General features: G+C 60.2%; 16 protein-coding genes. 3 read left to right on the plus strand and 13 right to left on the minus strand.

Going from position 1 to position 13,034, the window contains the following annotated elements:
* Positions 1–6: 6 nt before the first annotated feature.
* Positions 7–903: an aldose 1-epimerase gene (locus tag ACNOHI_RS12710; protein WP_420475039.1), complete on the plus strand. Its 897-nt coding sequence runs from the start codon at positions 7–9 to the stop codon at positions 901–903.
* On the opposite strand, the gene ldcA is transcribed toward ACNOHI_RS12710, so the two are convergent.
* From ldcA to guaB, 9 genes are all read right to left on the minus strand, one after another.
* Positions 886–1,803 (minus strand): muramoyltetrapeptide carboxypeptidase, encoded by a 918-nt coding sequence (gene ldcA / locus ACNOHI_RS12715; RefSeq protein ID WP_420475040.1) that lies wholly within the window; start codon positions 1,801–1,803, stop codon positions 886–888. The two genes, ACNOHI_RS12710 and ldcA, sit on opposite strands and share 18 nt — an antisense overlap.
* A gap of 72 nt (positions 1,804–1,875) precedes the next feature.
* Complete coding sequence (locus ACNOHI_RS12720; RefSeq protein ID WP_420475041.1) at positions 1,876–2,727, minus strand: esterase/lipase family protein; 852 nt, start codon at positions 2,725–2,727, stop codon at positions 1,876–1,878.
* A gap of 43 nt (positions 2,728–2,770) precedes the next feature.
* Positions 2,771–3,682: an alpha/beta fold hydrolase gene (locus ACNOHI_RS12725; RefSeq protein ID WP_420475042.1), complete on the minus strand. Its 912-nt coding sequence runs from the start codon at positions 3,680–3,682 to the stop codon at positions 2,771–2,773.
* A gap of 169 nt (positions 3,683–3,851) precedes the next feature.
* Positions 3,852–4,346, minus strand: coding sequence for a tRNA adenosine(34) deaminase TadA (tadA, locus tag ACNOHI_RS12730; RefSeq protein WP_420475043.1), 495 nt, complete (start codon positions 4,344–4,346; stop codon positions 3,852–3,854).
* A 1-nt stretch (position 4,347) separates the two neighbouring features.
* Positions 4,348–4,797 carry a 6-carboxytetrahydropterin synthase QueD gene (queD, locus tag ACNOHI_RS12735; RefSeq protein ID WP_420475044.1) on the minus strand — a complete coding sequence of 150 codons (450 nt, stop codon included), beginning with the start codon at positions 4,795–4,797 and terminating at the stop codon, positions 4,348–4,350.
* 5 nt (positions 4,798–4,802) lie between these two features.
* A complete protein-coding gene (gene queE / locus ACNOHI_RS12740; RefSeq protein WP_420475045.1) occupies positions 4,803–5,438 on the minus strand; it encodes a 7-carboxy-7-deazaguanine synthase in 636 nt (211 codons plus the stop codon).
* A gap of 114 nt (positions 5,439–5,552) precedes the next feature.
* Positions 5,553–7,133 (minus strand): glutamine-hydrolyzing GMP synthase, encoded by a 1,581-nt coding sequence (gene guaA / locus ACNOHI_RS12745; RefSeq protein WP_420475046.1) that lies wholly within the window; start codon positions 7,131–7,133, stop codon positions 5,553–5,555.
* A gap of 16 nt (positions 7,134–7,149) precedes the next feature.
* Positions 7,150–8,169: a diguanylate cyclase gene (locus ACNOHI_RS12750; RefSeq protein ID WP_420475047.1), complete on the minus strand. Its 1,020-nt coding sequence runs from the start codon at positions 8,167–8,169 to the stop codon at positions 7,150–7,152.
* 33 nt (positions 8,170–8,202) lie between these two features.
* Positions 8,203–9,663, minus strand: coding sequence for an IMP dehydrogenase (guaB, locus tag ACNOHI_RS12755; RefSeq protein WP_420475048.1), 1,461 nt, complete (start codon positions 9,661–9,663; stop codon positions 8,203–8,205).
* A gap of 152 nt (positions 9,664–9,815) precedes the next feature.
* Between guaB and ACNOHI_RS12760 the strand changes: the two genes are divergently transcribed.
* Complete coding sequence (locus ACNOHI_RS12760) at positions 9,816–10,319, plus strand: DUF4124 domain-containing protein (RefSeq protein WP_420475049.1); 504 nt, start codon at positions 9,816–9,818, stop codon at positions 10,317–10,319.
* 31 nt (positions 10,320–10,350) lie between these two features.
* Here ACNOHI_RS12760 and ACNOHI_RS12765 read toward each other — a convergent pair whose 3' ends face one another.
* Complete coding sequence (locus ACNOHI_RS12765) at positions 10,351–10,647, minus strand: RnfH family protein (protein WP_420475050.1); 297 nt, start codon at positions 10,645–10,647, stop codon at positions 10,351–10,353.
* The gene (locus ACNOHI_RS12770) at positions 10,640–11,071 is read right to left on the minus strand and encodes a type II toxin-antitoxin system RatA family toxin (RefSeq protein WP_420475051.1); all 432 of its coding nucleotides are present in this window, start codon (positions 11,069–11,071) and stop codon (positions 10,640–10,642) included. Before ACNOHI_RS12770 ends, ACNOHI_RS12765 begins: the two co-directional genes overlap by 8 nt.
* A 67-nt stretch (positions 11,072–11,138) precedes the next feature.
* Between ACNOHI_RS12770 and smpB the strand changes: the two genes are divergently transcribed.
* Complete coding sequence (gene smpB, locus ACNOHI_RS12775; RefSeq protein WP_420475052.1) at positions 11,139–11,588, plus strand: SsrA-binding protein SmpB; 450 nt, start codon at positions 11,139–11,141, stop codon at positions 11,586–11,588.
* Between the two features lie 9 nt (positions 11,589–11,597).
* On the opposite strand, the gene ACNOHI_RS12780 is transcribed toward smpB, so the two are convergent.
* Positions 11,598–12,524, minus strand: coding sequence for an SPFH domain-containing protein (locus ACNOHI_RS12780; protein ID WP_420475053.1), 927 nt, complete (start codon positions 12,522–12,524; stop codon positions 11,598–11,600).
* A gap of 14 nt (positions 12,525–12,538) precedes the next feature.
* Positions 12,539–12,991 (minus strand): NfeD family protein, encoded by a 453-nt coding sequence (locus ACNOHI_RS12785; RefSeq protein ID WP_420475054.1) that lies wholly within the window; start codon positions 12,989–12,991, stop codon positions 12,539–12,541.
* Positions 12,992–13,034 lie beyond the last annotated feature (43 nt).

Genomic DNA, 13,034 nt, shown 5'->3' on the forward strand with positions numbered 1-13,034 from the left:
ACGCAGATGACGGCTGCAAACATTACCCTTGAAAATGAGTCGCAACGCCTGCAACTCGCGCCCGAGATGGGTGGCAGTGTTACCGCCTGGGACTGGATGGCAGGCGGACGGGCGCAACCCTTGTTTCGTCCGTGGGACGGCGGCTCCGGCGACCGCTATACGCTGGCCTGTTTTCCGCTCGTACCATGGTCCAACCGCATCACCGGGGGCGGATTCGAGTTCGATGGAAAGTTCTACCCGATCCACGCCAATCGCACGGAAGAGCACTACCCCATACACGGTACCGGCTGGCTGCTGCCATGGAAAGTTGCCGAACGCGACGACGGCCGCATCAAATTGTCACTGGAATCGCGCGGGTTTGACGGCACCCCCTACCACTACCGAAGCACGGAAACCTTCCTGCTGCTGCCGGATGGATTGCAGATCGATCTGACCGTCACCAACCTGGGCAAGACGACCATGCCCTTCGGGCTTGGTCTCCATCCGTACTTCACGCGAAACAAGGAAACCCGTTTGATGTTCAAGGCGGAGGGCGTCTGGCTGTACGAAAAAGACCCGATTCCAACCGAGCACACCACTGCGTTCCCGGCCAGCTGGGATTACAACCGTTTCGCCCCGCTGGAAGGGCCGATGATCGATGCCTGCTATACAGGATGGAACGGCAAAACAGTGATCGACTACCCGGATCGCGGGATGTCGATCACGATGGTCATGCCAGACTGCAACGGCTTCACACTGTTCTACCGTCCGCCGGACCAGGACTTTTTCTGCATCGAACCCATCACCCATCCGATCGACGCCTTCCATATGCCAAACCAGCCGGGACTTGCGTATCTGACGCACGGCGACAGCTTTGCGCTGCGGGCCAAGTTCCTCGTCGGTCCCTCAGTCGAGCGCGGCTAGCGACGGATAGTGCGTCATGGCCAAGGTACAGGCGCGACCGTCGGATCGAAGATGCGCGTGGCTTCCCACCGCCAGCGTCGCCTTGTCGCGGATATGCCCGAAAGGCAGCCCGGTAATCACCGGCACGCCAAGACGCTCGCGCAGGTAGGCGAGCATGGTTTCAAAACTGTAGCCGTTATCGTATTCGGTCAGCGCGTAGCTCGAAAAATCCCCGAACACCACCGCCTTCTGGTCCAGCAACCCGGCGTACTCCAACTGCAGCAACATGCGCTCGATCCGGTACGGATGTTCGTTGACGTCTTCGATGAAGAGGATGCCGCCATCGATACGGGGGAGATAGGGCGTCCCGGCCAGGTGCGTCAACATGGCCAGGTTCCCGCCCCACAGCACTCCGGACACATCGAGTTCGGGATTGCCCTTCGCTTCAAAAGCAATGGTATGCGACGGTCCCTCGATGCAGCGCCTGAAGTGCTCCATCGTGAAATCGCTGGGGTCATCCCTGGAGAAATCGATGCAGACCATGGGACCGGCAAAGCTGGGCGTACCGCTTTGCGCGAGCAGCGCCATGTGCAATGCAGTAAAGTCGCTATGACCGACAAACAGCTTGCCGCTGGATGCAAGCAGTGAAAGGTCGATGCCAGGAAGGAGTCGGGACAGACCATAGCCGCCGCGCAGCGCCATGACAACCTGCACCTCCGGATTCGATGCCGCCGCATGGAGTTGCCGGATGCGATCGTCGTCGGTGCCGCCAAAGCGCTGGTGCTTCCTCTCCGGATCGTAGTACGCGTGCACGGACCATCCTTGTGCGCGCAGTCGTTCAACGCCGCGCGCATAACTGCATGGGTCGGGCGCATAGCCGCTCGGCGCAACGATTGCCACGCCGATATTGGTCCTGTCCATGTCCGGAGTCTTTCGGTTTGCCTCGAAAAGGCTATTGTAGAGCAAGCCGGAAGGCCTGCCGATGGCGGCGGCTCAGAAAACCCCGAAGCGCGGCCCGCGCGCGGGATCGAGGTAAAGCAACTTCTTCAGTCCCATGCCACCGCTGCGGTCAAAGCGCTGCCACGCCCCTTCAGGCTGGGCCAGGCGATCCGCGATCGCATAGAGCGCCGTGGGATTCATGCCAATGCCAAGATGGCTGGCATGCACTTCGATATTCTCGGCGCGTGCCGATTCCTTCTCGACACAGCATTGCCAGGCCACGATACCGTCCGTGCGACTGTAGATCGACGTGGTGGGGACAGGCGGCGGGTCCTTCAGTCCCGCCAGCCGCGGATCCGTGTCGATGCTCTGGCCGCTCGCGAACTCATACATCCGCCATGCGTTATTGGCGCGCGGCGAGCCCGAGAAGGGTGTGCCAAGCGTTACCACGCTCCTGACGTCCTCCGGGATCATTTTTGCAATTTCGCGGGCATAGATGCCGCCAAGGCTCCATCCCACGAGGCTCACGCTGCAACCATGCTCCGCGCTTAACCGCAGCACGCGCTCCACGCACGCCTCGATGACGCCAGGGCGCGGCCCACGGTTCAAGCCCTGCTCCCAGGCATACGGCGCATATCCGCGGTCCTTGAGGAAGTTGCGCAATACCAGGGTCGTCATGTCGCCCGTCGCCAAGCCGGGGAAAACGACCACGGGATGCCCGTCGCCCCGTGGTGCCTGCCTGAGCACCGGCAGCGACAACACGGAAGCCCATAACTCCCATGGTGCCCTGCCCTCCAGCGCCAGCAAGAACCAGCCCGGCGGCCGGACTTCTTCCTGGCGGCCTGCAGCTTCTCGAAGCGACTTGATGCGGGAAACCGCCTCGGAAAAATTCAGCAATTGGGCCAAGGATTCATCTCCTTCCTTGATATCGGCGACCGCGGCGTCCCCGCTATGCGCTGCGCGCTTCGGGTTCCCGGCCAAGCCTGCAGTGATCGGCGATCATTCCTGACAGGAGGGCATCGAGCGCGGGAGGGAAATCATGTCCCATCCCTTCGATGATTTTCAGGGTCGAGCCACGCACGAGGTGCGCCACGTCGCGGCCGCATGCCAGCGGCACAAGCGGATCGTCCGTACCATGGATGACCAGGGTCGGCACCTTGATCGTGCGCAGAAGCGCGCCCTGGTCACCGGAGGATGCGACCGCCATCATCTGCCGCGCGGTTCCGCTCACGCTCACTTTGCGACGCACGCTTTCGGTCACGCGCCGGCGCAATTCCGGCTCAGGCACCGGATAACGGTGCCCGCCGAGCACGCGGAACAGCTCCATGTTATGGTCGATCACACTTTCGATGTCGCGTGGATTCTTCGGCCGCGAAAACATCGCATGGCTGGCCGCCATGGACGGACCGGGCAGCCCCGGTCGACCGCTTGTCGACATGATGGAAGTGAGCGTCAGGACGCGCTCCGGATAGCGGCCGGCGATGATCTGCGCAATCATGCCGCCCATCGACGCACCCACGATATGGGCTTTCTCGATGCCGAGCGCATCGAGAAGGCAGACGGCATCCTTTCCCATGTCGTACAGCGTATAGCCGCTGAACAAGGGCATGTGGAACAGCGATTTGAAGAACGCCATCTGCAGGTTGGGTTTGCCGAAGTGATCCATCTTGCTCGACAGCCCGCTGTCGCGGTTATCGAAACGGATGACGCGAAACCCCTGGTCGGTCAGCCCCTTGCAGAACGCATCCGGCCATGAAATGAGCTGCAATCCCAGCCCTGCGATAAGCAGGACGGGCTCCCCCTTGGGGTCACCCTGAACGTCGTAGGCCAGCTTGATGCCGTTGGCTTCTGTAAATGGCAAAGGTCTTCCTTTACGGTTGTTGCATTGCTGCTGCATTCGCCTGGTGCAGCAGTCAGGGGAATGAGCAATCCCCATGCCGAGCCGGGATGTGCAGTACTAGAGGGGGTGGCGGCGGCGTTCGTGTAATTTCAGCACGCGCTGGTGGAAAAATTTCCCGGTCAGGTTGCGCTCAATCCTGCTTGCTGCCAACGGCCTGGTCGATCAGCTTCTGCGCCGCCCGCCTGCGCTCGGCAAAAAATTCCTTGAGCACGGCGCTGCACTCCTCTGCCATCACGCCTCCGGTCACTTCTGTATGGTGGTTCAGCTTTTCCTGCGCGAACAGGTTGACCACGGAGCCGCATGCACCGGTCTTGGGATCGGCTGCACCGAAAACCACCCTCGCAAGCCGGGCATGCATCATGGCGCCGGCGCACATGACGCAGGGTTCAAGCGTGACATAGAGCTCGCAACCTGGAAGCCGATAATTGCCAAGGATTTCCGCCGCCGCGCGCAGCGCCATGATTTCAGCGTGTGCCGTCGGGTCATGCGTTCCGATGGGTTGATTGAAACCCGTCGCGACAATCTCTCCATCCTTCACCACGACCGCGCCGACCGGCACTTCGCCCAGCGCCCAGGCGTTATGCGCCTGGGAAAGTGCCTGGTGCATGTAGATGGAGTCTTGCATGTCAGTCGTCCGCCGTAATCTCGGCCCAGCAATTGGGCGTCTCGTGCAGGACGAGCTTGTGCAGTCTTAGCCCTGTGCCGTAGTGGTCCTTGTAAGCGGCGTTCAGGATCCTGAACGCCGTCTGCGCAAGATTTTCCACTGTCGGGATGCTGTCGATGATCACAGTCTTGTGGCCAGGAATGCTTTCGAGGAATTCGCGCACGGCCGTGTCTTTTGAATAGGCAAGGAAGGCATGGTCCCAGACGTCGACCAGATGCTGCTTCGCCAGCGCCTTTACGTCCGAGAAATCCATGATCATGCCATTGTCGGAACTGCCCTCCTCGCGCACGATGTCGCCAACGAGTGTGATCTCGAGCGTATAGCGATGCCCATGCAGGTTGCGGCACTGGCTCTTGTGGTCGGGAATGCGATGGCCGGCATCGAATTCGAGCTTGCGGGTAATGGTCAACATGGTATTCAGGGTATGTGCAGCAGCTTGTGTGTTTGCAGGCTCAGTTTCCACTTCGGATTGTTGCGGCAGGTTTCGATCGCAAGGCGCGTGTTTCGCTCGGCATCCGGGCCGTCCATCGGCTGCAGGTAAAAATGCTCGAAGTCGAGCGACTCATAGTCGGCAATGTTCTGGTTCGCCTGCGGGATGACGACCTTCAGTTCGTTTCCACGGTGCACCACCAGCTCGGAGCCGACTTTCGGGCTCACGCACACCCAGTCCACGCCTTCCGGCACGGGGATCGTGCCGTTGGTTTCGATCGCGATGTCGAAACCCTTGGCGTGCATGCTTGCGATGAGGGATTCGTCGATCTGCAGGAGCGGTTCGCCGCCGGTAAAGACCACGAACTTGCTCTTCGTGTACGACACGGGCCAGAGGGCATCGATCTGTTGTGCGAGAAGGTCGGCAGTCGCGTATTTCCCGCCGCGTTCGCCATCCGTGCCGACAAAATCCGTATCGCAGAATTTGCAGACGGCAGACGCGCGGTCGCTCTCCCTGCCCGTCCATAGGTTGCACCCGGCAAAGCGGCAGAACACGGCGGGACGACCTGCATGGGTTCCCTCGCCCTGCAAGGTGTAGAAAATTTCTTTAACGCTGTAAGTCATTGCGTTTCCGGATGCGGAAGCGGCACATGCCGCGAGCCGTGCTGCAGGATCAGTCCCGCGCACGGCTCTATTCCATACTTTTTCACTCCCGGCGGGATGCCGGGCCGGGAATCGTTATTCCCACTCGATCGTTGCAGGCGGCTTGCCCGAGATGTCGTACACGACGCGGTTCAGGCCGCGCACTTCATTGATGATACGGTTGGACACCTTGCCCAGCAGGTCGTGCGGCAGATGCGCCCAATGCGCCGTCATGAAATCCTGCGTCTGCACGGCGCGCAACGCCACGACGTAGTCATAGGTCCGGCCGTCGCCCATCACGCCGACGGATTTCACCGGCAGGAACACTGCAAATGCCTGGCTGGTCTTGTCGTACCAGGAACGGCCCTCTTCGTCCACGGTCGCACGCAATTCCTCGATGAAAATCGCATCGGCACGGCGCAGCAGGTCGGCGTATTCCTTCTTGACTTCGCCCAGGATGCGCACACCCAGGCCCGGGCCGGGGAAAGGATGGCGGTACACCATATCGTGCGGCAGGCCGAGTGCGACGCCCAGTTCTCGGACTTCGTCCTTGAACAGCTCGCGCAACGGCTCCAGCAGCTTCAGGTTCAGGGTTTCGGGCAGGCCGCCGACGTTGTGATGGCTCTTGATGGTGTGCGCCGTCTTCTTGCCCTTGCCGGCGCTTTCAATGACGTCCGGGTAAATCGTGCCTTGGGCCAGCCACTTCGCTTTCTTCAGCTTGCCGGCTTCGGACTGGAAAACTTCCACGAATTCGCGCCCGATGATCTTGCGCTTTGCTTCCGGATCGGTCACGCCGGCCAGCTTGCCCATGAACTGTTCGGTGGCGTCCACACGGATCACCTTTACGCCGAGGTTCTTGCCGAACATGTTCATGACCATCTCGCCTTCATTGAGGCGGAGCAGGCCGTGATCGACGAACACGCAGGTCAGCTGGTCGCCAATCGCACGATGGATCAGTGCCGCAGCGACGCTGCTATCGACGCCGCCGGACAGGCCGAGGATCACCTCCTCGTCGCCCACCTGCTTGCGGATCGCCTCGACGGCTTCGGAAATATAGTCAGGCATGTTCCAGTCCGACTTGCAGCCGCAAATCTCGTGCACGAAACGGCCGAGAATGGCCTTGCCCTGCACTGTATGCGTCACTTCCGGATGGAACTGGACTGCGTACAGCTTGCGCTCTTCATCCGCCATCGCGGCGATCGGGCAGTTGTCGGTCGAGGCCATGAGCTTGAAGCCCGGAGGCATCTCGATGATCTTGTCGCCATGGCTCATCCACACCTTGAGCATGCCGTGGCCTTCGGAGGTCACGAAATCGCTGATGCCGTTCAGCAGCGCTGTGTGGCCGCGTGCCCGCACCTCGGCGTAGCCGAATTCACGTACCTTGCCCATCTCGACCTTCCCGCCGAGCTGCTCAGCCATGGTCTGCATGCCGTAGCAAATGCCGAGAACCGGAACGCCAGCCTCGAACACTGCTTTCGGCGCGCGCGGCGTGTCGCCCTCAGTTACCGAGTTCGGGCCGCCGGAAAGAATGATGCCGGATGCGCCGTAATTGCGCACGAAGTCGTCGCTGACATCGTAGGGATACACCTCGGAGAACACGCCGGCCTCGCGAACGCGCCGGGCGATCAGCTGGGTAACCTGGGAACCGAAATCGAGAATGAGAATTTTGGAGTGCATGGATGTGCTTCTGCTATCAGGATAAATCTGGTGTCGCGGTAATGACGCGGTTGCGCCCCGCATCTTTTGCCGCATACAGGGCCACGTCGGCCTTGCTGATCAATTCTTCGGTGGTCGCCGCCGGAAACAGGTCGGTCGACGCAATACCTGCGCTGATGGTCAGGTTGAGCGCCACACCATTAATGGTTTCCGGCTGCGCGGCGATTGTTGCACGCATGCGCTCGGCCACCGCCATTGCCGTCTTGTGCGAGGAGCCCGGTAATACAATCAAAAATTCCTCGCCGCCGTACCGCCCCAGCGCTTCCTGGGGGCGGATGCAGGATCGCAGCCTGCTCGCCACCTTTACGAGGACCGCGTCACCCGCGGGATGCCCGTAGGTGTCGTTGATCTTCTTGAAGTAATCCAGGTCGGCGACAATCAGTGAAAGCGGAACATTCGCTTTGTCGCACCGGACCGCTTCAATCGTCAGGATCCGCATGATCGCGCCGCGGTTCCATGTGCCGATCAGCGGGTCGATCAGCGACTTGCGGCGCAGGTTCTTGTTTTTCTTTTCCAGCGCGAGCTGCGACGCATTCATCATTCGCAATTCAAGCTCGCGCTCGACCAGTGCTGCCAAATCTGCCAGGGATTGCCTCTCGCCTTCCCGGAACACCGGACGGGGCGTGCAATCGACGAGGCAGATGCGCCCGGCGACCGATTTGTCCGGATGGTAGACCGGATGCGACGCGTAGAACCGGATATGCGGCTTTCCCGCAACGCAGCGATGCTGCCCGAGGGACCGATGAACACTTGCGTCCGCCACGACAACAGGCTCGTCAGAAGCGGAGATCTCGTGACAGAAGGCCATTTCGATCTCGGCCAGCGAACCCGCGGCTTCGGACGCTTGCGGCGTGTCGCCCAGGACGATGATGCAGTTCGATACGTCGAACAGCTTTTTTCCCAGCCTGCGAATGCGCTGAAGCTGGAGGTCGCCATCGGCCTCCTGCTGTCCGCTCAATGCCACCGCGTCAACGCGCGCAGGACTCTCCGCAGTCATCAGACGGCCCCTTGGGCTACCGGATCGTAACGATCAGTCCGCACGGTAGTTCGGCGCTTCTTTCGTGATCTGAACGTCGTGCACGTGCGATTCGCGCATGCCGGCCGAGGTGATCTCCACGAATTCTGCCTTTTCGCGGAACTCGTCGATAGAAGCGCAGCCGCAGTAGCCCATGGAAGAACGGACACCGCCGACCAGCTGGTAAATGATCGCCAGGACGCTGCCCTTGTACGGCACGCGGCCCTCGATGCCTTCGGGGACGAGTTTGTCGGCATTATTCGCCGCATCCTGGAAGTAGCGATCTGCCGAACCTTCCGACATGGCGCCGAGGCTTCCCATGCCGCGGTAGGACTTGTAGGAACGGCCCTGGTAGAGAATGACTTCACCCGGCGCTTCCTCGGTACCGGCGAACATGCTGCCCATCATCACGCTCGATGCGCCAGCTGCAAGCGCCTTGGCGATGTCGCCGGAGAAGCGGATACCGCCGTCAGCGATACACGGGATGCCGGTGCCTTTCAGCGCTTCGGAAACGTTCGAAATCGCAGTAATCTGGGGAACGCCGACACCCGCCACAATGCGCGTGGTGCAGATCGAGCCGGGGCCGATACCGACTTTCACGCCGTCTGCCCCATGTTCCGCCAGCGCGATTGCCGCAGCGGCCGTCGCGATATTGCCGCCGATGACATCCACTTGCGGATAGTTCGCCTTGACCCACTTCACACGGTCCAGCACGCCTTTGGAATGCCCGTGGGCGGTGTCGACGACGATGACGTCAACGCCTGCCTTGACGAGGAGTTCGATGCGCTCGTCGTTATCCGGACCAACGCCGACGGCCGCGCCGACGCGCAGCTTGCCGTGCTCGTCCTTGCTTGCCATCGGGTGTTCGGTCGCCTTCTGGATATCCTTGACGGTAATGAGGCCGCGCAGCTCGAACGAGTCGTTCACGACAAGGACGCGCTCCAGGCGGTGCTTGTTCATGAGGCGCTTGGCTTCAGCGAGGTCGGCGCCTTCCTTGACGTACACCAGCTTTTCGCGCGGCGTCATCTTGGCGCGCACTTCCGCGTCCAGGTCCTCTTCGAAGCGCAGGTCACGGTTGGTGATGATGCCGACCACCGTCTTGCCCTCCACGACAGGGAAGCCGCTGATGCCATGCTGCTCCCGCAGCGAAATCACATCGCGGATGCGCATCGTCGGGGGAATCGTGATCGGATCGCGCAACACGCCGGACTCGAAGCGCTTCACCTTCGCCACTTCGCGCGCCTGCTCCTTCGGCTTCAGGTTCTTGTGCACGATACCAATGCCGCCTTCCTGTGCCATCGCGATTGCCAGCCTCGCCTCGGTCACGGTATCCATCGCGGCCGACAGCAGCGGAATGTTCAGCGTGATATTGCGCGAGAGGCGCGTTTTCAGGGAGGTGTCTTTGGGAAGGATGTCCGAGTGTGCGGGGACGAGCAGCACGTCATCGAACGTGAGTGCTTTCTGGAGTAGACGCATAGTGATTCCTATAGGCGCAAAAGCGGATTATACAGTAATCCATCCAGTACATCGCTTTTTCATGTGATACAGGAATGACATGGGCGCCGCTTCATTGACAGTCGGGATAAGGCATGGCGTAATCGCCCCATCCCCTCACCCGAAGGAATCCGATGAAGCGCGCGTCGTTGTCGAACATTCTGGCCGTCACGGTGGTACTGTCCGCCCTATTCTCGCCCGCCACCGTCAGCGCACAGTACATCTGGCTCGACGAGAAGGGAACGAAACAGTTCTCCGACATGCCGCCCCCGCCGTCGGTACCTCCAGGCCGCATCCTCAAGCAGCCGGCGGCGAGGCCGGCTGCCTCGGCCGGGGGTACTGGCGATGCCAAACCGGCCACGCCTGCCCGCACGGAGCCGACCATCGCAGAAAAGAACGCCGAATTCCGCAAGCGGAAGGCCGAACAGGCCGAGAAGGAGAAGAAGGCAGGCGAAGAAGCTCAGCGCGCAGCAGACAATGCAAAGAACTGTGAGCGTGCAAGAGACTATCAGCGCCTGCTTGACTCAGGTGAACGCATTGCCCGCACCGACAAGAATGGCGAGCGCTCATTCTTATCAGATGAGCAACGCGCGCAGGAATCTCACGAAAACAAGCGCAATCTTGCCGACTGCAAGTAGACGCACACCGCAAGAAGCAAAAGCCCGGTTCTCACCGGGCTTTTTTGTCGCTCTTTTTTTCCGCACGCTTGCGCCGGGATTCCATCGGGTCGGCGATCAACGGTCGATAGATTTCGACCCGGTCTCGCTCGCGCAACCCGGCATCAAGGGGCTTGAGCTTTCCGTACACCCCCACCTTGCAGACGTCCAGGTCGATTTCCGGCACTTCGCGCAACATACCGCTTTGCTCGATTGCGGCCTTGATCGTTGCATCAGCATTCACCTTCACTTCCAGCAAAATCTGACGATCCGGGCGCGCATAGCAAACCTGCACAGAGATATCAGCCATACACAGTCTCCGCCCGCTTGCAGAAGGAGTCGACAAAGCTGTTCGCAATCATGCTGAATACAGGACCGATCACCTGCTCCAGGACGCGACTCGAAAATTCGTAATGCAGGTCGAAATCGATCTTGCACGCATCCGCGCGCAACGCCTTGAACGTCCACGTTCCGTGCAGGTGCTTGAAGGGCCCCTCAAGCAGGGTCATCGTGATCGAAACAGGCCGGACGTGCAGGTTCTCTGTGGAAAACGTCTGCTTCACACCGTGGTAGTTAATCTGCAACGTGGCAATGACCTTTTCGCCCTCGCGCTGGCGCACTTCCGTTCCGCCGCACCAAGGCAGAAATTTCGGATAGTCCTCGATATTGTCGACCAGCGCAAACATCTGCTCCGCGCTGTATCCAAGCAATACCGATTTATGAACGACAGCCATGTGCAATTAACCGTTTGTTAGAATACGAGATTCGAATTTTAACTGACCCGCACTGTTTCCCACACACATGACGATTGTTGATAATAAAAAAGCCTTCCATGATTATTTCATCGAGGAGCGCTACGAAGCCGGCATGGTGTTGCAGGGGTGGGAAGTCAAGTCAATCCGCGCGGGCCGCGTGCAGTTGAAAGAGGCCTACGTGATCGTGCGCCAAGGGGAAGTGTTTCTTTTCGGCGCACATATCAGCCCGCTCCCAACTGCCTCGACGCATATCCATCCGGACCCCGTCCGCACGCGCAAACTCCTGCTGAATGGTGAAGAGGTCAAGAAGCTCATCGGCAAGGTCGAGCGTGCCGGCTACACGCTCGTCCCGTTGAACCTGCATTACACACGGGGCCGCATCAAATGCGAAATCGGCCTTGCAAAAGGCAAGAAGCAGCATGACAAGCGCGAGAGCGAAAAACAGCGTGACTGGCAGCGCGAACAACAATCGATCCTGAAACAGAACCGCCGCTAAGCGCTGCGCTTATGCCTGTTTCTGTGATTTCACCACCTGCATCGCGCCGGCAATCAATCCGCTGATATCGCCCATATTTGCAGGCACGATCAGCGAATTATTGGTCTTGGCCAGCTGCGAAAACGCATTTACGTATTGCTCGGCAACCTTCAGGTTGACCGCATCCGAACCGCCCGGTTCACGGATCGCCGCAGCCGTTTTCCGAAGCGCTTCCGCGCTCGCTTCGGCAATCGCAAGAATGGCGGCAGCCTGGCCTTGCGCCCGGTTGATCGCCGCCTGTTTGTCGCCCTCGGATTTCGCGATGGCGGCCTCACGTTCGCCGGTAGCGATATTGATCTGCTCCTGCTTCCGGCCCTCCGAAGCCGCAATCAGCGCACGTTTTTCCCGCTCCGCAGTGATTTGCGCCTGCATGGCGTGCAGGATTTCCTTGGGCGGCGTCAAATCCTTGATTTCATAGCGCAAGACTTTCACACCCCAGTTCGCGGCGGACTCATCGATCGCAGACACAATCGCCTTGTTGATGTGCTCGCGCTCCTCGAAGGTCTTGTCGAGTTCCATGCGCCCGATGACGGAACGAAGGGTTGTCTGTGCAAGCTGCGTGATGGCGGCAATGTAGTTGGACGAACCATAGGAGGCACGCATTGCGTCGGTCACCTGAAAGTACAGGATGCCGTCGACCTGCAACTGCGTATTGTCTTTCGTGATGCACACCTGACTGGGCACGTCGAGCGGGATTTCCTTCAGCGAATGCTTGTACGCCACGCGATCCACAAAAGGCAGCACGATGTTGAGGCCGGGGCCGAGCGTCGCGTTGTATTTCCCCAGCCGTTCGACGACCCATGCGTGCTGCTGCGGCACGACATTGATAGTCTTGATGACGAATACCACCGCGACGACAAACAGAACCAGGCTGACGCTTCCGAAACCGAAATCCATCTTGTCCTCCGTTTTTATTGATTGATTGTGCCGGGCTCCGCGACGACGAGCCGGTTGCCGCGCACCTCCCGGATAACGTAGGTGCCCGACCGCGCTCGTGCACCAGCCTCCAGTTCTACGTCCCACATGGCGCCGCGATACATGACGCGGGCAGTTCGCGTGCTCCCCTGCTCTCCCGACCAGTCGTCGACGACGAGGGTTTGCCCAATGTCGAGATTTACGTTGGGGTCGCGTTGTGCGTCCCGCCTCGCAGTTTTACCCCACTTGCTGCGCCGAAGTCCATACGTGGCCAGAACGCCGACAACTGCGGCCGCAACCAATTGCGCCGCTGCGCTTGCATCCGCGAGTGCGGCCACCCCGCCCGCGGCAAAGCCGAGGGCAATCATCAGCAGGTAAAACGTGCCGGTAAACATTTCCAGCACGACGAGAATCCCCGCCAGAACGAACCAGGCAATCCAATCGGTCATCGTGTGCTCCTGTTTAAGCCTTCATCAGCAGGTTCCAGAAAAC

This window comes from Noviherbaspirillum sp. ST9 (genome assembly GCF_048799745.1).
Taxonomy (GTDB): domain Bacteria; phylum Pseudomonadota; class Gammaproteobacteria; order Burkholderiales; family Burkholderiaceae_D; genus Noviherbaspirillum.

Excerpts from the sequence above, each read along its gene's own strand:
- guaB (WP_420475048.1), bottom strand. The coding sequence starts at position 9,663 with ATGCGTCTACTCCAGAAAGCACTCACGTTCGATGACGTGCTGCTCGTC.
- ldcA (WP_420475040.1), bottom strand. The coding sequence starts at position 1,803 with ATGGACAGGACCAATATCGGCGTGGCAATCGTTGCGCCGAGCGGCTAT.
- guaA (WP_420475046.1), bottom strand. The coding sequence starts at position 7,133 with ATGCACTCCAAAATTCTCATTCTCGATTTCGGTTCCCAGGTTACCCAG.
- ACNOHI_RS12765 (WP_420475050.1), bottom strand. The coding sequence starts at position 10,647 with ATGGCTGATATCTCTGTGCAGGTTTGCTATGCGCGCCCGGATCGTCAG.
- ACNOHI_RS12780 (WP_420475053.1), bottom strand. The coding sequence starts at position 12,524 with ATGGATTTCGGTTTCGGAAGCGTCAGCCTGGTTCTGTTTGTCGTCGCG.
- ACNOHI_RS12785 (WP_420475054.1), bottom strand. The coding sequence starts at position 12,991 with ATGACCGATTGGATTGCCTGGTTCGTTCTGGCGGGGATTCTCGTCGTG.
- queE (WP_420475045.1), bottom strand. The coding sequence starts at position 5,438 with ATGACTTACAGCGTTAAAGAAATTTTCTACACCTTGCAGGGCGAGGGA.
- tadA (WP_420475043.1), bottom strand. The coding sequence starts at position 4,346 with ATGCAAGACTCCATCTACATGCACCAGGCACTTTCCCAGGCGCATAAC.
- ACNOHI_RS12750 (WP_420475047.1), bottom strand. The coding sequence starts at position 8,169 with ATGACTGCGGAGAGTCCTGCGCGCGTTGACGCGGTGGCATTGAGCGGA.
- smpB (WP_420475052.1), top strand. The coding sequence starts at position 11,139 with ATGACGATTGTTGATAATAAAAAAGCCTTCCATGATTATTTCATCGAG.
- ACNOHI_RS12710 (WP_420475039.1), top strand. The coding sequence starts at position 7 with ATGACGGCTGCAAACATTACCCTTGAAAATGAGTCGCAACGCCTGCAA.
- ACNOHI_RS12760 (WP_420475049.1), top strand. The coding sequence starts at position 9,816 with ATGAAGCGCGCGTCGTTGTCGAACATTCTGGCCGTCACGGTGGTACTG.
- queD (WP_420475044.1), bottom strand. The coding sequence starts at position 4,797 with ATGTTGACCATTACCCGCAAGCTCGAATTCGATGCCGGCCATCGCATT.
- ACNOHI_RS12770 (WP_420475051.1), bottom strand. The coding sequence starts at position 11,071 with ATGGCTGTCGTTCATAAATCGGTATTGCTTGGATACAGCGCGGAGCAG.